The organism is Dyadobacter sp. BHUBP1 (genome assembly GCF_050587785.1).
In the GTDB taxonomy this organism is placed as follows: domain Bacteria; phylum Bacteroidota; class Bacteroidia; order Cytophagales; family Spirosomataceae; genus Dyadobacter.
The window spans coordinates 178216-201380 of the sequence record NZ_JBOBIH010000007.1; the positions used below are offsets into that span (position 1 = coordinate 178216).

The 23165-nt window shown below is 52.6% G+C and carries 20 protein-coding genes; 6 read left to right on the forward strand and 14 right to left on the reverse strand.

From position 1 onward, the window contains the following. Positions 1 to 2: 2 nt before the first annotated feature. The 12 genes from nuoK to ACQ4MZ_RS24490 form a co-directional block, all read right to left on the reverse strand. The gene (nuoK, locus tag ACQ4MZ_RS24435; protein WP_430849493.1) at positions 3 to 314 is read right to left on the reverse strand and encodes an NADH-quinone oxidoreductase subunit NuoK; all 312 of its coding nucleotides are present in this window, start codon (positions 312 to 314) and stop codon (positions 3 to 5) included. Further along, positions 311 to 871, reverse strand: coding sequence for an NADH-quinone oxidoreductase subunit J (nuoJ, locus tag ACQ4MZ_RS24440; protein WP_430849495.1), 561 nt, complete (start codon positions 869 to 871; stop codon positions 311 to 313). The genes nuoK and nuoJ overlap by 4 nt, the downstream gene beginning before the upstream one ends. Positions 872 to 875: 4 nt before the next feature. Beyond that, the gene (nuoI, locus tag ACQ4MZ_RS24445) at positions 876 to 1391 is read right to left on the reverse strand and encodes an NADH-quinone oxidoreductase subunit NuoI (protein ID WP_090383672.1); all 516 of its coding nucleotides are present in this window, start codon (positions 1389 to 1391) and stop codon (positions 876 to 878) included. A gap of 18 nt (positions 1392 to 1409) precedes the next feature. After that, complete coding sequence (gene nuoH / locus ACQ4MZ_RS24450; protein WP_430849497.1) at positions 1410 to 2363, reverse strand: NADH-quinone oxidoreductase subunit NuoH; 954 nt, start codon at positions 2361 to 2363, stop codon at positions 1410 to 1412. Beyond that, positions 2360 to 5056: an NADH-quinone oxidoreductase subunit NuoG gene (nuoG, locus tag ACQ4MZ_RS24455; RefSeq protein WP_430849499.1), complete on the reverse strand. Its 2697-nt coding sequence runs from the start codon at positions 5054 to 5056 to the stop codon at positions 2360 to 2362. Before nuoG ends, nuoH begins: the two co-directional genes overlap by 4 nt. 6 nt (positions 5057 to 5062) lie before the next feature. Then, positions 5063 to 6331 carry an NADH-quinone oxidoreductase subunit NuoF gene (gene nuoF, locus ACQ4MZ_RS24460; protein ID WP_430849501.1) on the reverse strand — a complete coding sequence of 423 codons (1269 nt, stop codon included), beginning with the start codon at positions 6329 to 6331 and terminating at the stop codon, positions 5063 to 5065. Between the two features lie 4 nt (positions 6332 to 6335). Continuing rightward, positions 6336 to 6815 (reverse strand): NADH-quinone oxidoreductase subunit NuoE, encoded by a 480-nt coding sequence (gene nuoE, locus ACQ4MZ_RS24465; RefSeq protein ID WP_430849503.1) that lies wholly within the window; start codon positions 6813 to 6815, stop codon positions 6336 to 6338. An 18-nt stretch (positions 6816 to 6833) separates the two neighbouring features. After that, positions 6834 to 8591, reverse strand: a complete 1758-nt coding sequence (gene nuoC, locus ACQ4MZ_RS24470; protein ID WP_430849505.1) for an NADH-quinone oxidoreductase subunit C/D — start codon at positions 8589 to 8591, stop codon at positions 6834 to 6836. A 1-nt stretch (position 8592) separates the two neighbouring features. After that, the gene (locus ACQ4MZ_RS24475) at positions 8593 to 9231 is read right to left on the reverse strand and encodes an NADH-quinone oxidoreductase subunit B (RefSeq protein ID WP_430849507.1); all 639 of its coding nucleotides are present in this window, start codon (positions 9229 to 9231) and stop codon (positions 8593 to 8595) included. Further along, complete coding sequence (locus tag ACQ4MZ_RS24480; RefSeq protein ID WP_430849509.1) at positions 9212 to 9661, reverse strand: NADH-quinone oxidoreductase subunit A; 450 nt, start codon at positions 9659 to 9661, stop codon at positions 9212 to 9214. Before ACQ4MZ_RS24480 ends, ACQ4MZ_RS24475 begins: the two co-directional genes overlap by 20 nt. Before the next feature lie 95 nt (positions 9662 to 9756). Next, positions 9757 to 10188 (reverse strand): CBS domain-containing protein, encoded by a 432-nt coding sequence (locus tag ACQ4MZ_RS24485; RefSeq protein ID WP_223407401.1) that lies wholly within the window; start codon positions 10186 to 10188, stop codon positions 9757 to 9759. A 117-nt stretch (positions 10189 to 10305) separates the two neighbouring features. Then, entirely contained in the window at positions 10306 to 10647 is a 342-nt protein-coding gene (locus ACQ4MZ_RS24490) for a VOC family protein (protein ID WP_430849512.1), read from the reverse strand. 169 nt (positions 10648 to 10816) lie between these two features. On the opposite strand from ACQ4MZ_RS24490, the gene ACQ4MZ_RS24495 reads away from it, so the two are divergent. The 4 genes from ACQ4MZ_RS24495 to ACQ4MZ_RS24510 all read left to right on the forward strand — a co-directional run bounded on the left by ACQ4MZ_RS24495 (position 10817) and on the right by ACQ4MZ_RS24510 (position 14339). Then, positions 10817 to 12133: a hypothetical protein gene (locus tag ACQ4MZ_RS24495; protein WP_430849514.1), complete on the forward strand. Its 1317-nt coding sequence runs from the start codon at positions 10817 to 10819 to the stop codon at positions 12131 to 12133. A 343-nt stretch (positions 12134 to 12476) separates the two neighbouring features. Further along, positions 12477 to 12737, forward strand: coding sequence for a hypothetical protein (locus tag ACQ4MZ_RS24500; RefSeq protein ID WP_223407407.1), 261 nt, complete (start codon positions 12477 to 12479; stop codon positions 12735 to 12737). Between the two features lie 91 nt (positions 12738 to 12828). After that, a complete protein-coding gene (locus tag ACQ4MZ_RS24505) occupies positions 12829 to 13008 on the forward strand; it encodes a type II toxin-antitoxin system YoeB family toxin (RefSeq protein ID WP_430849769.1) in 180 nt (59 codons plus the stop codon). Between the two features lie 131 nt (positions 13009 to 13139). Then, the gene (locus ACQ4MZ_RS24510; protein ID WP_430849516.1) at positions 13140 to 14339 is read left to right on the forward strand and encodes a dipeptidase; all 1200 of its coding nucleotides are present in this window, start codon (positions 13140 to 13142) and stop codon (positions 14337 to 14339) included. A gap of 17 nt (positions 14340 to 14356) precedes the next feature. Here ACQ4MZ_RS24510 and ACQ4MZ_RS24515 read toward each other — a convergent pair whose 3' ends face one another. Beyond that, entirely contained in the window at positions 14357 to 15049 is a 693-nt protein-coding gene (locus ACQ4MZ_RS24515; protein WP_430849518.1) for a DUF1345 domain-containing protein, read from the reverse strand. Positions 15050 to 15227: 178 nt separating this feature from the next. Between ACQ4MZ_RS24515 and ACQ4MZ_RS24520 the strand changes: the two genes are divergently transcribed. Together ACQ4MZ_RS24520 and ACQ4MZ_RS24525 are read left to right on the forward strand one after the other, a co-directional pair. Continuing rightward, positions 15228 to 16958, forward strand: coding sequence for a CHAT domain-containing protein (locus tag ACQ4MZ_RS24520; protein WP_430849520.1), 1731 nt, complete (start codon positions 15228 to 15230; stop codon positions 16956 to 16958). Between the two features lie 107 nt (positions 16959 to 17065). Then, positions 17066 to 20017, forward strand: a complete 2952-nt coding sequence (locus ACQ4MZ_RS24525; RefSeq protein WP_430849522.1) for a hypothetical protein — start codon at positions 17066 to 17068, stop codon at positions 20015 to 20017. On the opposite strand, the gene ACQ4MZ_RS24530 is transcribed toward ACQ4MZ_RS24525, so the two are convergent. Then, complete coding sequence (locus ACQ4MZ_RS24530; protein ID WP_430849524.1) at positions 19969 to 23148, reverse strand: caspase family protein; 3180 nt, start codon at positions 23146 to 23148, stop codon at positions 19969 to 19971. The two genes, ACQ4MZ_RS24525 and ACQ4MZ_RS24530, sit on opposite strands and share 49 nt — an antisense overlap. Positions 23149 to 23165: the final 17 nt, after the last annotated feature.

The following is a 23165-nucleotide window of genomic DNA, read 5'->3' on the forward strand; positions in this document are numbered from 1 at the left end:
AGTCACCCATTCATTTCTCTCAGATTGTCGATATCCAGCGATTTGTGCTGATGGTAGATTTGCAGGATCAGCGCCAGGCCGATGGACACCTCGGCGGCCGCCATGGCCAGAATGAACACGAACATCACCTGGCCATCGGGCTGCCCCCACCGGGAACCAGCGGCCACAAATGCCAGCCCCGATGCATTGAGCATGATCTCGACCGACAGGAGCATGAAAATGATATTCTTCCGGATGATCACCCCGACGATCCCCAATGCAAATAGCAAGCCCGCCAGCAATACTACCACTTCGGCTGAAACAGTTGTTTTCATAGCACAGCTTCTTGGTGTTTCTCTTCTTCTTTTTCCTTATCTATCTGCAAAAACCGGTGCAGCACCAGTTTTTTATGACGGCCGATGTGCGCGGCGCCTACTACCGCTGCCATGAGCAGCATCGCTGCCAGTTCCACGCCGATCAGGTATTCGCGGTACAATGACACCGCCAGTTCACGCGGACTTACCACCGCCGGGCTGTAAGTATCCTGTCCGGACGATAAAACGAGCGCCAGAAATTCGGCGAACAATACGGCAGCCAACACCGTAGGTCCCATCCATATTTTGGGTTTCAGCCACTTTCGCTCCTGCTCGGCCGTCTCCTTTCCCAGGTTCAGCAGCATCACCACGAAAATGAAAAGGACCATGATCGCCCCCGCGTAAATGATGATTTCCAGCAATGCCGCAAACGATGCACCGAGCAGGTAAAAAAGCATAGCATGCGCCAGCAGCGACACATTCAGGTATAAGAGCGCGTGAACGGGGTTATGCCGCGTGATGACCATCAGTGTGGCTACCAGGGCAACGGTACCGGCGATATAGAAAGCGATTTCCATAGTTTTACGGGATTAAACTGCGTATATCCACCGGCGGCTCTTCGTTCGCGCCTTCCCCTTTGCCCTTCACACCGGCGGCAAGGCCTGCCACTTTGTAGTAGTTGTAACCCGGGTATTTCCCCTGGCTGTCGATCAGCAAGTCCTCTTTCTCATACACCAGGTTCTGCCGGTTGTATTCGCCCATTTCAAAATCAGGCGTGAGCTGAATCGCGTACGTGGGGCAGGCTTCCTCGCAGTAGCCGCAGAAAATACATCTCGAAAAATTGATCCTGAAAAATGCGGGATACCTTCTGCCATTCTCGTCCTCGGTGGCCTGCAACGAGATGCAGTCGACCGGGCAGGCCGCCGCGCAAAGGTAGCAGCCTACGCAGCGCTCGCCCCCGTCGGGATCCCGCGTGAGCACGATCCGCCCCCGCCAGCGCGGGTGCAGCACCACTTTTTCTTCCGGGTATTGGATAGTCTCGCGCTTCCTGAACATGTGCAGGAAAATGAGACCAATCGATCTGAGTAAGCTGATCATGACGCATTGGGTTAATGGTTAGTTTTTCAGCAAGGTAATTCCACCGGTGACGAGTAGATTGAGCAGGGCAATGGGCAGGATGATTTTCCAGCCGTATTCCATCAGCTGATCATACCGGGGACGTGGAAGCGAAGCCCGCAGCAGAATAAAGAAAATGATAAAAACGAACGTTTTGAGCGTAAACCATACCACCGGCGGCAAAACCGGCCCAAGCCATCCTCCGAAGAAAACAGTGACTACCATCGCGGAAATCAGGATGATACCCAGGTATTCCCCGATGAAAAACATGCCGAATTTCATACCTGAATACTCCGAGTGAAAGCCCGCCACCAGCTCGCTTTCCGCTTCGGGAATATCAAAAGGCAGCCTGTGCGTTTCGGCTATTCCGGCTGTTAGAAAAAGCACAAATGCCACTGGCTGCGTTACCACAAACCAGAGGTCCTTTTGCGCCATCACAATGTCTGTCAGCCGGAATGAACCCGAAAGCATCACCACACCCATCAGAGAAAGTCCCATGAAAACTTCATAGCTGATCATCTGCGAAGCCCCGCGCAAGGCGCCCAGCAGCGAGTATTTGTTGTTGGAAGCCCAGCCGCCGAGTACAATGCTGTACACGCCCAGCGACGACATCGCGAGGAAGAACAACAATCCGATGTCCAGGTCGGCCACCAGAATGTCCGGCGCAAATGGAACTACCACAAAACTCAGCAATACAGCCGCGGCCACAATGGCCGGGGCAAAAACAAAAACGGCTTTTTCGGCAAACGGCGGTATCCAGTCTTCCTTGAAAAACAGCTTGATCGTGTCGGCTACGACAATAAACAAACCGAATGGCCCTGCCCGGTTCGGACCATAACGGTCCTGCCAGAGCGCCAGCATCCGGCGCTCCAACCAGATCAGCCAGGCTGCGATCGTCGTCAGCGTAAAAAGAATGATGACGATCATCAGAGTATATTTCAGGATCTCGTTCATGAGGCTGTGTTGGTTAGGACGCCTTTCGCAGGCCATGCGATACCCGACATTGACGGCAGATTATACGGCAGCCCGGCAATGCCTTCGGGCAATTCATTTTTCAGGATTACCGGCAGGTCAAAAACCCGGTCGCCGATTCGCATTCTTAAAATAGCTCCCTCGGCGGTATGCAGGCGTTCTGCGTCCTGCATGTTCAGGGCAATGTAAGGGTGCGGAGCACGGCTTTCCACCGATAGTGAGAGTACACTGAGCTCCTCGGAACCGAAAATGTGCGCTAGCGGTACCAATGCCATTTCATTCTCCCGCCGCTCAAACGCAGGCGGAATAGTGCTTTGAAAACCATTTGAAAAGTGTATTCCTCCACCTAACAATCGGACGCCCGGATCCCCCCCGCGTAATGGTCCGCCGGCTTCGCTCTGGTACTTGTGGACCGATTGGCCCGAGTTCCAGCCCGGTGACCAGTAAAAGGGTGTCAAAGGGGCAGGCGGCATCCCGCGGTAGCCTTCCATGGTAAATGAGAGCGGCGAATCGGTATCCTCCGGCGGCTTGGGCTCACTCACCGCCACATGGGCAAGCATGGCCGTGCGGCCGCTGAACCGGTGCGGTTCCCGGGGAATGCGCTGGCCATTAATCCGGAAGTCGGACAGCGGCGCTGCCGTTTCCGCTCCCTTGAATTGCGGCATGGCGTGCACGAGTTCTTCCAACAGGTTATCCAGTTCCCGCAGCTCGTCGGGTTTCGTGCCATCCCGGAATTGCCGGAACTCGTCGAGCCAGCGCCAGCTTTCCCGGATATGTTCGTTTTTAGGCATAAAAACCTGAAAAAACCGCTGCGCACGCTCCTCATTATTGACGAGCGTGCCCTCTCCTTCCGCAAAAGTGGCCGTCGGGATCAGCACCGTTGCCATACGGGCGGTGTCGTTTTCCAGGTGGTCGAGTACAATGGTGTTTTTAAATGCATTCAAAAACCGGTCGACCTCAGACCGTTCCGCCCGGCGGTACAAATCATTTTCCAGAATGACCGCCGTGTCGAAATTGCCGGTCTCCGCAGCTTTCATCGCCATGGCCAGCGACGGCGCCTGCATCATCGCAAGCCCCGCGGAATTGCATTCGGGCATTACAAAACACAATGCGGCTTTCTTCTCCCCTTTTTCCAATGCCTGCCCGATCTGATAGGCGGCCTGGATAATGTCTTCATTGAAAAGCGACATGCCTGACACGATCAGCGGCCTTTCCGCCTTTTGCAGCAGATCCGCCATGCGCCTGGCCGATTCCAGCGCCCCGGCATTCATTCCTTCCGGCTCGGGCGCGCTGTCATCCATGTAATGGGCAATAGCAAAACCCAAACGTGCAATATCTTCCGGCGCGGCATGAAGCGTACCCGACGCTACTTCGTCAAGTTTGGTATTGACAGGATATGCCATGAAAAGTTCTCCCTTTTCATCCTGAATCATCTCCCGCACCGCCGCGTCGTTCCAAAGCGGGATGTTGGGCCCGGTTATTTTTTCGAGCGGTTTGGTACGCACAGCCTGCCTTAATGCCAGTGCAATCCGCGGAGCTGAATTGGTTGGATCTTCACCCAGTACCAGCGTCACGTCGGCATATTCGGTTTCTTTCAGCGAGGGCGTATAAACGTGCCCGCTGTGCTGGATCGCCAGTATTTTACGGAGCAGCCTGGCTTCGTTTTCGGGAATGCCCTGGTAAAAATTAGCTTCACCCACCAGCCGCCGCAATGCAAAATTAGCTTCCAGCGAGGCCCGCGGCGAGCCGATGCCGATCAGCCGGCCTTCGGTCAGAATGCTGCTCAGAGTTTCGAACAGGTTTCGGCCTTCCTTTTCCGAGCGGATAACCGGCTGCCTTACCCTCCCAGGATCATTGACAAACTCGTAGCCGTACCGGCCGCGGTCGCAAATAAAATAACCGTTGACAGCGCCGTTGAACCGGTTGGTTATCTGCCGGAGCGCGCCATACCGTTCACCGGCGATGATATTGCACCCCAGGCTGCAATGCTGGCAGATGGACGGAGCCATGGTCATGTCCCATTTGCGGGTATAATGCTCCCGCAGGGTCTTATCGGTAAAAACGCCCGTGGGACAAACTTCCGCCAGGTTACCGCTGAATTCATTTTCAAGCACACCATCTTTTTCCCTTCCAAAATAGATATGGTTATGCGCTGCAAATACGTCCAGGTCTTTTCCTCCCGCATAATCCTTGTAAAACCGCACGCAGCGGTAGCACTGGATGCAGCGGTTCATTTCGTGGTGCAGGAATGGCCCCAGGTACTGGTTCTGGTAAGTCCTTTTCGGGAATCTGAAACGCCGGTAAGCATGGCCCGTCATAACCGTCATATCCTGCAAATGGCACGAACCGCCCTCGTCGCATACCGCGCAGTCGTGCGGGTGATTGCTCATGAGCCATTCGATATTTTGTGACCGGAAATCGTGCGCGACGGCGTCGTTTACGGACAGGTACATATTATCCCGTACACCTTCCATACAGGCCATCACGAGGCGGCCGGTCTTGTCATTTTCGTCCTTGAAAAGCTTGACGGCGCACTGGCGGCACGCTCCTACCGAGCCCATTGCGGGGTGCCAGCAGAAATACGGCAGGTCAAGGCCTAACGTGAGGCACGTTTCGAGCAGGTTTTTACCCGGCTTTACGTCATAAGGCTTCTGATCGATGTAAATGCGTACCATGATAGTTTACCGCCAGGGGCATTTTTTTTGATCGATATGCTTTTCAAAATCCTCTCTGAAATATTTCAGCGCGCTTTGCAGCGGCTCCATCGCACCGGGTGCCAGCGCGCAGAATGTATTCCCCGGCCCCAACAGCCGCGTGTGCGTTTCAAGCAGCTGCAAGTCCTCCGGCCTGCCTTCGCCGCGTTCGATAGAGAGCAATATCTTCTCCGTCCACGGCAAACCCTCCCGGCAGGGCGTACACCACCCGCACGACTCCTGCGCGAAGAAATGTTCGAGGTTATGGACAAATCCTACGGGGCAAGTGTGGTCATCGAGAATGATCATCGTGCCGGTACCAAGCCTGCTACCGGCCGCGGCTACGGATTTGTAGTCGAGGTTAATATCCAGATGCTCCTCCACCAGAAAGTCCGTGGAAGCACCTCCCGGCAATGCCCCCCTGAAACGATATCCGTTAGCCATTCCACCGGCGCAATCCTCGATCAGCTCCCGCATGGAAACGCCCATCGGCAGCTCCCAGAGGCCGGGTCTTTTGACACGCCCGCTCACGCCGTAAATCTTCGTCCCGGCGTCATTGCCTTTTCCCAGGCTTTTGAACCAGTCCGGCCCATTATTGATGATATGCGGGATGTTGCAGAGCGTTTCGACATTGTTGACGATCGTCGGCTTGCCAAATAGCCCGCTTACCTGCGGGAAAGGCGGTTTGGCCCTCGGTGTGGCCCTTTTGCCTTCCAATGCATTAAGCAATGCGGTTTCCTCCCCGCAGATGTAGCGACCGACGCCCGTATGCAGGTGCATTTCCAGGTTGTAGCCCGTTCCCAGGATGTTTTTACCCAGATAACCCGCCGCATAGGCTTCCCCAATAGCGTGCGTGAGCAGCCGGCCGGCCTTTTTGTAGGCCCAGCGCAGGAATATGTACGAAATGCTGGCCTGGATCGCGAAGGCCGAAATGATCATACCTTCGATGAGCTGGTGCGGGTTTCCCTCCATCAGCATCCGGTCCTTGAAAGTACCTGGCTCCATTTCATCGGCATTCGCGATCAGGTATTTAACCGGATAATGCCCGTTCATCGGCACAAAGCTCCATTTCATACCTGTGTTGAAACCCGCTCCGCCCCTTCCTTTCAAATCCGACGCCTGTACCGTGTTGGTAATCGACTCCGGCGACAGTGAAAGTGCCTTCCTCAATGCCTGATAGCCCCCGTTCTTTTCATAATCGCGGAGATTGTAACAGGGGCGATCGAAGCTGATATGCTGGGTGAGAGGCGTTTCCATGGCATCAGTGATATCGGTCCAGTATTTCGTCCAGGTTTTCTTCCGTCAGGTCGCGGAACAGCTCGTTGTTGATCATCAGCGCAGGCGCGTGATCACAGGTACCCAGGCAGGCATTAGGCAGGAGCGTGAACCGGCCGTCAGAGGTCGTTTGCCCGAAGCTAATGCCCAGCCTGGCTCGTATTTGCCCGTATATTTTTTCATAACCCATCACATAACAACTAATGCTGTCGCAAAGCAGAATGATATTTCTGCCGACGGGCCTTCTGAAAATGAGATTGTAAAAAGTAGCCACGCTGTCGAGCTCTTCCGGCGATATTTCCAGGTAACCGGCGATGGCTTGCAGGCTGTCGTCGGAAATCCATCCGCGGTGGTGCTGCACGATTTTGAGCGCTTCGATAGCCGCCGCACGCCGCATAGGTACGAGCGCGATCTCATGGTCAATCTCCGCCATTTCTTCGGGTGTGAGTGTCTCCTGGGCGATCATGACAAAATAGTTTGTTGATTATCGGTCTATATCAGCCAAAACATAATCGATACTGCCGAGAATGGACAGCAGGTCGGCTACCGTGTAACCCTTACTGATATACGGAAGCATTTGCATGTGCGGAAACGACGGAGTCCGGATCCTGACGCGGTATGCCGACGTGCTTCCGTCGCTGGTCAGGTAATAACTGTTGGCGCCTTTGGTGGCCTCGATACAGCTCATGGCTTCACCCGCGGGAATCACCGGCCCCCAGCTCACATTGAGGAAGTGCGTAATGAGCGTCTCGATGTCCTGCATCGTATTTTTCTTAATGGGCGGCGTCGTGAGCGGGTGGTCCGATTTGTAGGGTCCTTCCGGCATGTTGTTCAGGCATTGCTCGACGATTTTCAGGCTCTGCCACATTTCCTGCACCCGCACCAGTGCGCGGTCGTAACAGTCGCCGTTTTGGGCGGTAGGAATGTCGAAATCAAAGTTTTCGTAGCCCGAATAGGGTTGTTTTTTCCTAAAATCCCATTCAAATCCGCACGCGCGCAATCCCGGGCCGGTCACACCCCATTCAATCGCTTCTTCGAGCGTGTAGATGCCAATGCCCACGGTGCGGGCCTGGAAAATGCTGTTACGCATCACCATCTGGTCGTATTCGCGGAGCCGTTTGGGAAAGTAATTCACAAAATCGCGTACCAGCTTATCCCAGCCCACTGGCAGATCCTGGGCCACGCCGCCGATGCGAAACCAGTTGGGGTGCATTCTCGCGCCGCAAACGGCTTCAATAATATCGAATATCTTTTCCCGGTCGGTAAACATGTAGAATACCGGCGAGAGCTGCCCGAGGTCCTGGGCAAATGTACCATACCACACCAGATGACTGGCAATGCGGAACAATTCACAGAGCATTACCCGTATCACTTCGACGCGCGGGGGCACCCGGATGCCCGCCAGCTTTTCCACTGCGAGCAGATAGGCCAGGTTGTTCATCACGCCACCCAGGTAATCCACCCGGTCGGTATAGGGTATGTAGGTGTGCCAGGACTGTCGTTCACCCATTTTTTCGGCCCCTCGGTGATGGAAGCCGATATCGGGCACAGCGTCGACGATGTCCTCGCCGTCGAGCTGCAAAATAATGCGGAGCACGCCGTGTGTGCCGGGGTGTTGCGGGCCGAGGTTCAGGAACATGAAGTCGGCATCTTCACTATGCCTTTTCAAACCCCATTCTTCGGGATTGAATTGCAATGCTTCCTGCTCCCGGTCCTGCTTTTCCTCCCATAGCCGGAAGGGGCCCATTTCGGTCGCGCGGGCGGGGTGTTCTTTTCTCAAAGGATGGTCGTCCCAGGTTAACGGCATCAATATACGTCGCAGGTGCGGATGGCCTTCAAACCGTATTCCGAACATATCGAAGACCTCCCTTTCGTACCAGTTCGCATTTTTCCAAAGGGCGCAAACCGACGGCAAGGACGGGTACTCGCCGTGCAAGGCTACTTTGATGCGGATAAACCGGTTCCTACCGAATGAGAGCAAATGGTAAATAACTGTAAAATCCGGCGGTACAGACCCATTCAGCGCCACCGTTGCCCTGCTGCGCTCGTCAATGGCGCTGAGGTCGAAAAGCATGCTGAACGGCTGGGGTATCCCCGTTTTCAGGTGCCTCAGCGTGGCTACTACCTGCTCTTTTTTGACGTGCAGCGTAGTAACCCCGTCCGTGTTTATTTCTATTTTAAAAGCTGATTCGCCCAATGCGACCCTCAGCGCATCTTCAAGACCGGAATCGATATCTTCCATGTCAAACAGTGTCAGGCGTACGAAAATCAACGACCTTTTTCCTCTCCTCTTGCTTTTCCACGCGCATTACAGGCTTTTCGGGCCTGATAACGCCCTGGGGACCAATCGCCCAGCTCAATGGCCTCTGCTCCTTCCCTACCGATTCGGACAGCAGCACGAGCCCTTGCATAAACGCGTCCGGCCGCGGTGGGCAGCCCGGTACATACACGTCCACGGGAAGGAATTTATCTACACCCTGGACCACACTGTAGATATCGTACATCCCGCCCGAATTGGCGCACGAACCCATGGAAATCACCCATTTGGGCTCCATCATCTGCTCGTGCAGCCGCTTGATAATCGGCGCCATTTTCACGAAAACGGTGCCGGCGATCACCATCACATCGGCTTCCCGGGGCGTTCCCCGGATTACCTCCGCGCCGAATCTCGCCACGTCATATTTGCTCGTAATGCTGGTGGCCATCTCCACGAAACAGCATGACAGGCCGAAATGAAACGGCCACATGGAGTTTCGCCGGCCCCACGCCAGCAGATCCTGGACAGTCGTGAGCATGACGCTCTGCCCTACAGCCTCTTCGAATGAACCCGTTCCCTGCGTCGCCGCCGTAGGATCGGACGGTTTACTTAGCCACCAGTTCATGGTATGCCTGCCCTTTGGGCATTTTGCGGTAAGCTTTGAGGATTTTCTTCCCGTCGGGCCCGAAGTTCAATGCACCGATGCTCCATTCGTAGATCAGCACGGCGAACAGTAACCCTATAAAAACACAAATGCCGAGGTACCCTGGCCACCCGAGTTCACGGAATGCCAGGGCCCACAGCACGATAAATACCACCTCGATATCGAAAATGACAAACATCATCGCGATCAGATAGAACTGCGCCGAGAAGCGCAGCCGCGCGGAGCCCGTTTCGAGAATCCCCGATTCATAGGGCTGCCCGGACGCCGCTGTACGATGCCGTTGACCGAGAAAGTAAGAAAGCGAAATAATCAATGTCAGTAATGCAAAAACCAGTAAAGTATATAGCCAAAATGGCCATCCTGGCGTGCCAGACGCATTAAAACGATCCATAAGCAATCCAATTTAGAAAACGTGAACAGCAGAAGAACTGTATTCTCTCAGATTGGCGTGATAAAATGGGTAAGATGTTGGAAGTGAAGAAATGCTCAGATGCCCGTGATGTAATGTTTCAGGTTGTCGATCACGTATTCCTGATCCTCGATGATGAATTTGACTACGTCTCCAATGGAAATGATACCTGTGAGTTGTTCGTCGTCGATAACCGGGAGATGCCTGATAAATTTGTCGGTCATGCAAGCCATGCAGTCTTCAATAGTTGTATCCGAGGATACCGTCAGGGGATTACTTGTCATGATTTCCCCTACCAATAAATCTTTAGAGGCCTTACCTCTCAGGATAACTTTACGTGCGTAATCCCTTTCTGTGAAGATTCCAACGACCCGTTGCTGCTCCATTACCAGCAACGCGCCGATGTTTTTTTCAGCCATCAGTTCCAGAGCTTCGAAAACAGTGTTGTCCGGCCGAATAGACACTGGTCCTGTCTTCTTTGTTTCGAGAATATTTCTGACTTTCCCCATAATTAACTCCCGCCTCCTAACGGATTCAGCGATAAATTTTGGTTAACATAAATATATTCACCAAATCATTAAAAAGCTAATATTCAAGCATTTTTTTATATTTTTTCATGAATACCCCTACTCACTCCAGACCGCCAGCACATTGCCGTCCGGATCGGCGAAATGGAACCTTCTGCCGCCCGGGAAGGAGAAAATCTCAACGGTGATGGTGCCTCCGGCGGCAATGACTTTGTCCTGTATTCCTTCCAGGTCTTTCGTGTATAGTACTACCAGCGGGTTTCCTCCTGCCGCCGCCTCCGCATTCCGGTGAAAGCCGCCCGATAGCGCGCCGTCTTCAAAAGCAGTGTAGTCGTCGCCGTAATCGGTGAAGGTCCAGCCGAAGGCATTGCTGTAAAATGCCTTGATGACGTCTATACGCTTGCAATTGAATTCGATGTAATTGATGGACGTCCGGCTCATGGTTCTTAGAATTTTGGTGAAGATCTTTTTTCCGCAAATGTATCACGTTGTTTCGCTGCTTCAAACGATTTGCCCGAGCGTTATATCCATATTTTTTGCGTCAAAAGGGTATTCGGCGACATTTTTCGGCTCTTTAAGACAATTCCTAAACATTGCAACCTTAAAGATCATGGAAAAGAAACAAGCCGATCCTTCACTCCTGACCAGGCGTGAAATGCTCGGCATTACCGGCATCGCCGGTTTGACCGCTTTAACAGGCATCAAGGCCGATGCTGCTCCGCGTACCGCCCAGGTCAAACCGCGCATCGCGTGCCTCGTCACTTACTGGGGCGCAACGAGGTCCCATGCCGACTGGATCATTGCCAAGCTGATGGACGGCTACTGGTGGCAGGGCGCCCACACACCTTCGGGAATCGAGGTGGTATCGGTTTACATTCACCAGTTCGACACCAGCCTGCTGGGCCAGAAAGTGTGTAAATCCAAAAACATTCCGATCTTCAAAACCGTCGGCGAGGCCGTTACGCTGGGCGGGAAGGATCTCGCTGTCGATGGGGTGGTGATCGTAGGAGAACATGGTGATTACGCGACCACGCTCAAAGGGCAGTGGATGCTGCCGCGCTGGTGGATTTACCAGCAGGTGATCCGGGTTTTCGAGCAGAGCAAGCGCTCGATACCTGTTTTTAATGATAAACACCTTTCATACAGCTGGGACGAAGCCAAATGGATGTTCGATAAATCGCGCGAACTGAATTTCCCGTTGACGGGTGGCTCATCCATTCCCGTCCACTATCGCAAGCCCGATATTGAAATCGATATCGACACGCCTATCAAGGCGTCCGTGATGCTCGGCGGCGCGCCGGACGAGGGTGCACTCTTCCATTGCGTCGACGTGTTGCAGGCATTTGTGGAACGCCGGAAAGGCGGCGAGACAGGCGTAAAATCGGTGCAATGCATCCGTGGCCCGGAAACCTGGACATGGACGGAAAAGAATCCCTGGGCGGCGAAGCTCCTTGAATCCGTTCGCGCCAATATGAACCTCAAACCCGGACATTTTCAGGCTATCGAAAAACCGAATGTCTGCATCGTCGAATATAACGATGGTACGAAAGCAGCCATTTACAACGCCCGGGAAGTCGGCTGGACCTACGCTGGCGAGGTCCAGGGACATAAGGAGCCCACGATCATTTCGATGCTTGAATGGCCGGGGCCGTTTTCACAATACCATGCATCCAACTCGCAGCCGCACTGGATCGTGGAAACGATGGTAACCAAAAAAGAGCCGTTCAACGCGGAGCGGCTGCTTTTGTCGAGCGGCATTACCGCATTTAATATGGAATCCAACTGGCAGAACGGGGTCTACTCGCCCGTCGGCCGCCGCATCGAAACGCCGTTCATGAACATGACCTACCGCTCCACGCGCGGCGCCCAGTTCAACAAAGGCGAGCGGCCACCGAACGTGCCGTATATGCGGGGGTTCGGGGAGTAAATTTGAATGATTGAGTGATCCGCCGCGGAACGGGGCATGACTGAATGAGTGGATAAGCCGTCGTGGAACGGGGCATGATCGAATAAAATGCCGTCAGGCATGTAATGTCGGTAGCAAATGCATGTTTAAGTTCCGTTAAAATGCCCCTGGGCATGTAACAACCGGGCATATGGCTAGCGCTAATATTTTGCTGTTGCATCCCTGACGGGATTTTTTAACAATTAACCTGTCAATCGCTACCAATGTTACATCGCTACGCGATTTGTCCTCTAAGAATATGCTCGCTCATTATCCAATAAATCAACCATAAAAACTTATATTTGTGTACCAAAAAAAGTACACAATGGCAATCGTAGAAACAACTAGCAGGCAATTCAGGGAAAGGCAAAAAGACTTCTTTGAGATGGCCGACAAAGGAGAGAAAATAGTCATCAGAAGAGGGCGCAAGCAAACTTATGTGCTTACCCCTGTCTCCGAAGATGATCTCTATTTCTCCCCTGAAATGATCCAACGCATAAAAGACGCGCAGCAAGAGATCCGGGAAGGCAAGTCCACCGTAATCAAGACTAAAGAAGAACTTGACGCATTTTTTGAAAATCTGTGATATATACCATCGTTTTTTCAGACAAAGCAAAAGAAGATTTGCAGTTCCTGAAAAGATCTGAACCAGAGGCGTATAAAAAGCAAAACTGTTAATAGAAGAACTTGCGGAGCATCCTAAAACAGGACGTGGAAAACCGCAACTCAAAAAGCATAACCTCGCAGGATTGTATGCAAGGAAGATAACCGATAAGCATAGACTCCTGTATTCAATTGACGACCATACCGTCACAGTAGACATTATTTCATCCAGAGGTCATTACGACGATAAATAGTGCATGATGTTTTTGTACTTTCTTGCAATTCGACCCTGAGAAGACGAAAACGACATTAAATGAGACGCAGAGACGTTATTAAGACCTTGACCCTTTTGCCGACAGCCGGCAATGTTTTTCCCATAAAATCAATGCTACCCATTCCCGGTAGCGAAAATAGCAACCCGGTGACTTCCCCGAAACCCATGCCGGACCTGCACCGCGGCGCGTTCGTCATGGACGGGCACACGCACGTCATGAGCCGTGAGCTTGTGCTGAAAACCGACATCGGTCAGCGCTACCCCGACGGCACCGTCGATCTCCCGAGGGCCAAAGAAGGCGGTCTTGACGCGATGTTTTTCTCCGTTTACACGCCTGAGAACTACTACCCCGGAAGGTTCGAAAACAAGAACACCTTCCGCGTGGTGAACCTGGCATTGGATCAGATCAAAAAGAACAATGCCGTCATCGAGCTCGCGCTAACGGCTTCCGACATTGAGCGTATTAACAAAAAGGGCAAAATGGCCGCTTTCCTGGACCTGGAAGGCGGATATGATCTTTACGGCGATCTGGATCTGCTCCGCGCACTTTACAAGCTCGGCCTGCGCTCAATGCAGCTCACCGCCCACAGCACTACCAATGCATTCATAGATGCGTGCAATGACGTTTATACCTGGGGAGGCATTAATGAACACGGGAAAGCGGTGATCAGGGAAATGAACAAGCTCGGCATGGTGATCAACGTGGCGCACGCGTCCAACGACGCCATCCTGCAATCGGTGGCGGCCAGCCGCCACCCGGTGATTTACAGCCACGGCGGTTTCTACAAAATAGTGGACCACCCCCGCTGCATTTCCGACGAAGCGGCCAAAGCTATTGCGGCAAAAGGCGGCGTGATCGGGGTGCATTTCGGCAGCCTTTTCAACAATCCGAAATACTGGGCGTGGCAGCGGGCGAACAATCCGGTCAAAGTCCAGCCAAACCCGCAGCCTAAAACGCCTCGGATCCTGAGCACCCAGGTTACGACGCAAACCATCGAGGAGGTCGATAAGGAGTTTGCGCGCGAGCTGCCGTTTACCTACAATGGCACCATTCCCGATGAATACTGGATGCACGTTGACCAGCTCGCCAGGGTGATAGACTACGGCGTAAACCTGGTCGGTGAAGACCACATTGCCCTCGGTTCCGACCTGGACGGCGGCCCCGAGCTACCCCGCGAGATCAAGGATATCAGTGATTATCCGCAGATCACCATGGCCATGCAAAGGCTGGGTTACAGCGACCAGCGGATCAAAAAAATCCTGGGCTTGAACTGGCTCCGGGTGATCAGGCAGGTTACAGAGGGGAAGTAATGTTTTGGCGCCGGATTTCATGGCCTGTCCTGGATCAATCCGGACACGACATTGATCGTCAGGGCTACCAGGAGCGTATTAAAGACGAAAGACAATAGCGCATGGACCAGCGCGAGCCTCCTGATTTCCCGGGAAGAAATCGTGACATCGGAAACCTGAAAGGTCATCCCGATTACAAACGAGAAATAGGTAAAATCCAGATAGTCGGGCTCGGTGTCTCCGGGGAAATCCAGCCCTTTCTTTTGCTGTTTCCGCCCTTCGCGCTCACCTTCCGCGGTGCGATAGTAGAGATGGGCGTAATGCAGTGTGAATATGGTGTGTACCAGGATCCACGAGCAAACGATGCAAGAGAACGAAAGCACAAAATGGAGGGTCAGCTCCGACCAGGAAGCCGTTTTGCCCGCGGCGTGCAGCAAGTACAATATCGCAAACAGGCTCACAAACGACGCAACCACTACAAAGAGGGAAATCGCAACCCGGCTTGAATCCTGGCCGTCCACCTCCCGCCTGACCTCCGCAGGATGCGAGCTGAGGATGGTTACCCAAGCCAGGCCCAGATGTATGGCGCCGTAGACCAGCCAGCCGATCATCCAACTGACAGGCTTATCAACGAAAGGAACGGTCGACGCGACTGCCAGCGAACCCAAAAGAAGCGCTATAACAAGCTTGTGATGGGCATCCAGTCGGTTAATAGATGTGGTGACTCGCATAGAATATCGGGGAGAGGCTTTTCAAAAAAGGGAATATAGTGTATTGTCAACATAATTGCTCAAAATACGAAAGCCTGCAAAAACCGCTTAATAACATTTCCCGGAAAAAGTAGAACTACTTTGGCATTGTTGTTTACCTTATAGTTTTGTAGCTGATAAGCCTAACCCTTCCCGATCAATGCGACCTCCCGTTATACTCTGCGCGTTTTCGAATTCCAGCGACGCATACCTGTCACAGCTCGAAAAGGAAAAAGAAGCCATTTCGGATGCATTGCGTGAGCGACAGGGAAAGGGCCATTTGCTGCTCGATACCGATCCCCGGACGATCAAGAAGCTGCGGGACCGCTTGCTGCTGTACCAGCCCCAGGTCGAGATTATCCATTATGCCGGGCACGCCAGCGGCAGCCAGCTACTGATGGAAGACGCCACCGTATACGGGGCAGGGTTGCTCCAATCGGTCCGGCTGCAAAAGAACCTGCAACTCGTGTTTCTCAACGGCTGCTCCACCCAGGAGCAGGTCAACCAGCTCCTCGACGCAGGCGTGCGGGCGGTCATTGCGACCAGTGTCGACATCGGCGATGATACCGCCACCCGGTTTGCCGAAGATTTTTACCAGAAGCTGGCCGGCGGGCATACCATCGACGAAGCGTTCAGGCTGGCAACCGAGGTGGTTACCGCCAAAAATAATGCGACATTAAATACCGACGAACATCAGGAGCGCGGCATTGCACGGACGATCAAAGCACCCAATACAGGGCCCGTGTGGGGGCTTTATCTGCACAAAAACCACCAGGATGCCGCCGGCCACCGCCTATCGGAAAAGAGCTTCTACGAGCTGCATATCAAAAGCCAGATCGATTCGAATTTTAATACTTCCGAGGACGCTATTCTTGCCTCGCTCTACAACGTATTGATGACGTTCAGCGACGAACTTCCGATGTTCGAAGACCTTGAAAAGAAATATGGCGAACAATGGGACCCGAAGAGATTCGACGTCAGGGAAGTCAAAAACGCGATTATCAACAGCCTGCCTTCACCTATTGCCGAGCAGGTTCGCAAATTGCTCGTCACCGAAGATGAGCCCCTGGCCAGCGAGCGCCTGCGGTTTTTGATCAACACCTACTCTGTGATGGCCGATCTGCTGCTATTTATTATGTTTTCTCAACTTTGGGAAGCATTGGTACAGGGTAAGGTACCTGTTCTGGAAGACCGGCTCAAAGAACAGATCAATGCTTTCTTCCTGCTCGATCAGCAGGACAGGCAGGCCTACGACGTCATCCCGCTCGTGCGGCTGATACACGACAAGCTGAAAGCCCACGACGTACCTTTGTTTGTAAGCGAAATGTCACATCTGGCCGACCTCATGGATGAGCGCGACAGCGAGTTTTTCGGAGGATACCTCCATATTACACGTATTAAAAGTAAGTACCGGGACCTGGCCATCATGGAAGAGCTCGACGACCGCGAGTGCCGCGACGATTGCCAGAAAGCAGAGGCCAGCCTTTGCATTATGTTTAAGGAGCTGGGCTTCTGCGCCAGGTACAAGTTTGCGACGATCAAGAATATCTACATCAACAAAAAGAAGAACCAACCAGCTGTGTATCAGCACAAAATGGTAAAACTGGATTACGTGCTCGTAGGATTTACCGATAAAATGGAGGATTTCGAGAATTTCACGGACTCCAACTCGGTGGTGATCTATAAAATCGAGGACAAAAAGCTCTCCGCATTCAATTTGTACCCGTTCGTGATCGACATGAACGCATTGATCAGCGAAAAGCTTTCCAAAATCTACTTCTTCTATAATTATGATAAGAGCACTACCGCTACTACCTGCACCTATAATTTCATTAAGAATATCAACGAAAAGAAAGACCGCCTGCAAATTCCGGCGTTACCCGGTTTTTAAGGACCAAAACTGACTTGAAAATATCACAGGAAGAACTGGAAACGATCGGGCCGGATATTCTTCAGAGTGTGGAAGGTTTCATTTCCTATTTCAAATCCTGACAGATCATGGCCCACTCCCCATTCAAACTGCTCGATTCATTCGAAAAAAGCGAACGCAGCGCATTTTTTGAAAGAGAGGATGAAATCAGGATCATCTACAACTACATCCACGAATCGAACATCGTGCTGGTGAACGGTCCGCTGGGAACCGGAAAGTCGAGTATCATCAAATGCGGGCTGGCCAACTGCTTCGAAAAAACCGACTGGCTCGAAATATTTGTCAGGCGTTACGACGACATCAACATTTCGCTGCGAAAAGAAATTAACCTCAAAAACAAGCAGGATTTCCCGCTCGATTCGGATATTCTCGACTGCCTGCGATCGCTGTACCTCGATTTTTTCAAGCCCGTGTACCTGATCTTCGACCAGTTCGAGGAAATATTCATTTTGGGAAGTACCGAGGAGCAAGAGACGTTTTTCAACGAACTCAGAAGGATACTCGATGCGAAGGACATCCCATGCAAGGTGATTTTCATCATGCGCGAGCGCTACATTGCGCAGTTGCAGAAGTACGAGGGTATTGTACCGGAGATTTTCGATAAACGGGTGCTTGTCGAGCGAATGACCGACAATGATATTAAAAACGTCATCCGGAAATCCTGTGCGCATTTCGATATTGAAACCGACGAAGCCACGATTGACGCGATCGTCAGGAATCTCAAAATCGACGATAACCTGATCGAACTGCCGCACCTTCAAATTTACCTCGACCGGCTTTGGCACAAGGCGCCTGGATCACGCAAAATTTTTAAAACGGGCCTGCTGGCCGAAGTAGGCGATATCCGGAATGTGCTCAAACAATTCCTGGAAGAAAGAATAGAAAGCACAATCTCGGAAGTCTCGGAGGTGCATGGGTCGGTTAATTACAACACGATCCGGAATGTGCTTTACTGCTTCGTTACCGACGAGGGTACGAAGCGCCCGCAAAAGATTGGAGACATTATTTCGCCGACCGCCCCGCTGGACGTCGCCTCGGCGATCGTCAGCGCATTGGCGACCAAAAACATTCTCAGGCTCGACAAATACGGCGGTAACGGGATCGACAGCATTTATGAAATTGCCCACGACAGCCTGGCCAAAATCATTCATGACAAGTTCAGTCTGGAAAATTCGCATATCGCCCGCACCATCAAGACCATTAAAAATGCTTACCTGAAATACGAGCAATCCAACAAAATATGGTTCCTGAGGTCGTACCTCGACCGCAACGATTTGCGGGATATCAGGCGCTCGACCAAAGACATCAAGGAAAGTGTAGCCCTGAGCAAACAGCCTACCGCGGAAGAATGGAAATTCGTGGCAGACAGCAAACGCCGGCTTACGACTATTTATGTGCTCACCTATGGCGCCGGCGTCCTGTTTCTGATCACCATATTGACCTTTCTGGCGGTATGGAGCTCGGAAACCAGCACGCGTTACCGGCTACTCATTAACCTTGCGCGATCGAAAACGCAGCAATACATTCTCTATAAAAAATACGAGGAGAACAGTATGCTCGCCGGTTTTTTCGGGGACGGCATGTTTAATGAAATCAAGCGTTATCCCGAACACGAAAACCTCTATTTCGCTTCCATATTCAATGTCGAACCGATTACGGATATGGCCTTTGCCCATGTTGGCAAGGACAAAAAACTGTTGATTATCGCAGGCCCTAACACTGTAAGCTTGTATAACGAGCGTTTAGGCACGCTAGAAAACAGGTACAACGTGATCAAAGGCCGTTGGAGCAGGGACCGCTACAACCACGGCATCAGCGTAGTGCTCAACAGCCACGACACCACGCTGGTACGAATTTCCTACGCCGGCGGAAAGATGCTGCTGATGAAAAGAGTGGTCGATACCACGCATATCGGGGAGTCGTTCAGGCTGACTTCGGAAGGGATCCTGAGCGATAGCACGCAGTCGCTGTTCGATATTGACAACGAATATAACTACAACTCGCTGAGGCGCTTCCCGCACGATTCGATCATTGCGATTTCCGATACGCGAATGGGTATCACGCGGTTGTTCTGGACCGGTGCCAAAAAGATCGAACCGAGCACGCGCCTGCTGCCCGAAACCAAAGTGCGTTTCCTGCTGCCATTAGAAGCCGAAGACCTCGAATACCTGAAAAGAAATTCGAGCATCGGCGCCAAGCAGGATTTATGGACGTACCTGGAAAATGAATATCTCACCTCGATCGACCGGCTCTCGAGCCATTTCTTCTCCTCCGAAAACGCGGGTTCGCTGGTTAATCTGAAAGGCGTACTGAGCGCATTGACGCGGCAGGTAGAGGGGCAGGACCACTATGGTCTTTGGATGGCATTGTCGAGAAAAATAAATGCTGATGGTAACCGGCGCCTGAACGAAATATTCTGGAACGCACGCATTGAACTCGAAACCAAAATCCAGAAAATGAGGGAGGACGAGCGCAATGCACTTTTCACGTTCGTGCGCATGCAGTCCCGGCGTTACGCGAGCAACGACCACATTCTGTTCCTGGAAGATATGCGCGAAAGGCTCCCGAATGATCCCTGCCTGAATCACGACCTGTCGATCGTATACAACAATGCGTCGTGGTACCGACTTTTCGACGGAGATTTTAAAAAGTCGATTGAATATGCCCAAAAAGGCACGGCGGTGGCTATCACACCCAGGTCGCACCTGGATTATATTTATGTAAACCTGGCACATGCCTACCTGCTTTCGGGTAACGCGGCAGAAGCCAGGAAATATTACCGCCAATATGCGGCCAGTAAAAATTTCAGCGAAAAAAATTGCGCTTATACCAATGCTGTCATTTACAACCGCGAAGTAATGATTACTGATTTACAATCATTTATCAGCAAGAATATGATTCCCGACACCCTTCGGGATGACGCGGCATCGATCATCAGCATGCTCAACGACATTGAAATACCCGGCTCCGGCTATAACAGCTTGGCCAGCGCATTGACCGACTCATCGACCACGAAATAGTTGAGGTGGTGGCACGATACTTTTTGCGGCACGGCGGCAGTCTTCGCCTCGAAGATACTCTCCGTACTGACAGCGATATCGTTGACCGTGTTTCTGTAAACCCAGGAGCCTATTTGCGTAACCACCTTTTCCATCAAAGGCAGTCCGCCGCTGGCCTGCAAATAGGCGTCAAGATCGCCGCCAACGATGAAATAGGGAATCGGCGCCGTATTTTTTTGGGTTAGTTTCTGGATAAAATCGCTGCCGCTGTCCATTTGCGCCAAAGTGTGCAGCACCTGCTTATTCCCCACTTTCAGCACGGACGACAAAAAGCCCGCGACCGCGCCTACCTGCGGAGGGAACAGCTTCGTACCCAGCGCCAGGGCCACAGATGCCCAGCTGACATAACCAGGAATTTCCCCAAACTTGCTGCCGCCATTCGGTGTGCCCGCCATAATCAGCTTGTCGACGAACTTGTCGCCGCCCAGTTCCTCGATCATATACCTCGAAACCAGCCCGCCCATTGAATGCGCCACCAGCACCAACTCCTTTCCGTCATTTTCGTTAAATCCGAGGGTGTTCAGCTTGCCTTTCAGGATCGCCGCAATTTCCTCGATCGGCGTGTTGAGATTTTCGTAATCGTAGGTCATTACGAGGTCGTAACCTCCATCAATCGCCATTTTGAACGTCTTGGCCATCTCTTCGGTATCTCCGATAATGCCGTGCACCAATAGTAATACCGATTTTGCCTGATCAACCTTCCCTTTCAACCCTTCGCTTTCACGGACTGCATTATTGGCATAATCCACCCAGCGCAAACAGTTCGGGTCGGTTTGTATGCCCAGCTTGCCCGCGAATTTCAGGAAAACCATCCGGAAGGCCCCACCCAGGCTGCGTGTCTTTTCCACCATTTCTTCAGGGATGGTATCGACGCTCACCTGCATGACTCCCGGCCCGGTGATGGCCAGCGCGCCCATGGGCAGGAAGTCCTCACCGTCGAAAAAGAATGGTAATACCAGTTCACCTTCCCGCTCGGGCCGGATGTCGATGATCAGCGGATCCGTTTTGAGAGCAGCCGCATTACGCAATTCGACTACCTCGGCGATGCTGCGATCCTCTCCTCTCGTACCTTCGTCGAAGTTCACGATTTCGAACCATGGATTGCCCGGCGCATAGGCCTCGTTGATAACCGGCTTCTCGACGCTCCTGGTCCTGGAAACGAGCGGTGCCCAGCCCAGCTTTCCTCTAAATGAATCGTGTGGACGGATTGTAATGCCTTTCCCGATAGTCATTTCCTGCGCCCCAAGTTCCTGTTCAGCCTTTTTGACCAGTCTGATACTGACCGCTTTCGTGATCCAGTCGGACTTTTCGCCGCCTATCGCTTTCAACTGCCCCAGGCCCCTGCTGCCCGACGGCGCGACGGTGGCCCCTATTTGCAGCGGCTCCTGCACGAACAGGCTGCTATCAATGGTTTCCGTAGAAACGATCAGTTTCAGAGTGTCAATTTCCTCCTCGCTATTGAGCGTAAAGACGTCGCTCGTAAGCACGACGGAGCTGTTGGGAGGTACCGGCTGCGAGTCATTGAAAATGACCGTTACGCCATAATCCGGCGAGAGGTAAAGCAGGGAAGCATACAACGCCCGGGCTGTACCGTTCCGAAAATTGACTTTGAATGGAATATCCGCTCCATCATGATCGAGCGTGATGAGTGTGTCCGAAAAAACGCCGGTAGTTCCGCCCTGCTCCACTTCCACATTGAATGTAATTTGTCCTGATTGAATGGCGGATTGCGCGTTTTGCAAATCGAGCAGGCGTTGCCAGCGGACGAGCGATTGCAGGAGGTTCAGTACATGGGTTGCCGCGTATTTGTCGGTTCCGAGCACAGTTTGTATCGTCGCGGCACTGCCGGCGTGGTAAACTGCTATATTCCCGTTTTCGATTTTCAGTTCGAACAGGGCGGCAGCTGGGACGTCCGTCAAAACTATTCCCGATTCGGTGGCACTGGCCATTGTTTCCTGCATCACTTGTGCTACCGCGCCATCGCCGTAAACAAAGAATGGCTCCAAGCGGAGCGATTTGGGCTCTCCCCAATATACGCTGTCAGCATCCAGGGACAATGTGCCGATCTGCAAGGTACTTTCCGTCACATTCATCACATCCAGCACGGCATCGCCCACAGGCTGCCCTTCCGCTACTGAGTCATATATTTTAATTTGAACCGGCTCTCCTATCCGCTGCTCGATACCCATCCCCGCGCCCAGGTCGATCGTCCACTTACCCGCCTTCATGTACACGCGATAGCGCGTGAGGCGTCCGCTGTCGACATTTCTTCCGAGGAAACCCTGGCCCACATTGAAAACACCGATCGGTTCCATCTGCGGCGTCTGGTTTTTCAGAGCATTCCGGATGAATGCCCTCACCTGCACGAAAAGGTCCGCGTACGTGATCTGTCCCCCACTTTTACCCAATACGGAGATCAGCGATTGTGTGAACTGCCCGTGGCCGTTGCTCTCCCACGCGCGCTCTACGCGGTCGCACGCGGCCAGCAGCAGATGGTCGGAAGACGGAATGCTGAAATTGCCCCGCTGCACATAGGCGCCATCCAGATAGCTTTCAAGAGGCCGGACATCGGAGGTACCTTTTTCAAACCGCGGCTGCATTTGCAGAAACTGTTCGAGCTCCCTTGTGACCGACCCGGAATGACAGGAATCCGCAATCACCACGATCCGCGGGTTACTTGCGCCTACTTCTTCCATCAACAGTGCGATTTCCTTGTCTGCCAGGTCATATTTCCCCGGTTCGCGGCTATCGTGCAAAACCCAGGTCTGCTCCTGCCGGTCGGAAGTTGCGGCCTGAAATTCGGGCGCGGTAATGCCGGTCGAACCGTGTCCTGAGTAATAAATCACCGCAATATCCTCCGGCCCCGCCTGGGTAAGGTGCTCCCGGAAGCCGCTGATGACCTTCTCACGCGATGCATTCGCATCTGTAAGCACGAGGATCTGCCGTTCGTCTGGAATGAGGTCATGATAATTTTCCTTCAAAAACGTCCTGAAATCGGAGACATCGTTTACACAGCCGTTCAGTGGTCTGATCGGCGGGTTCGAGGTGGGACTGTACTCATTAATGCCGATCAGCAATGCGAAGATTTTCATAAGGTTAAAGGTTGGGT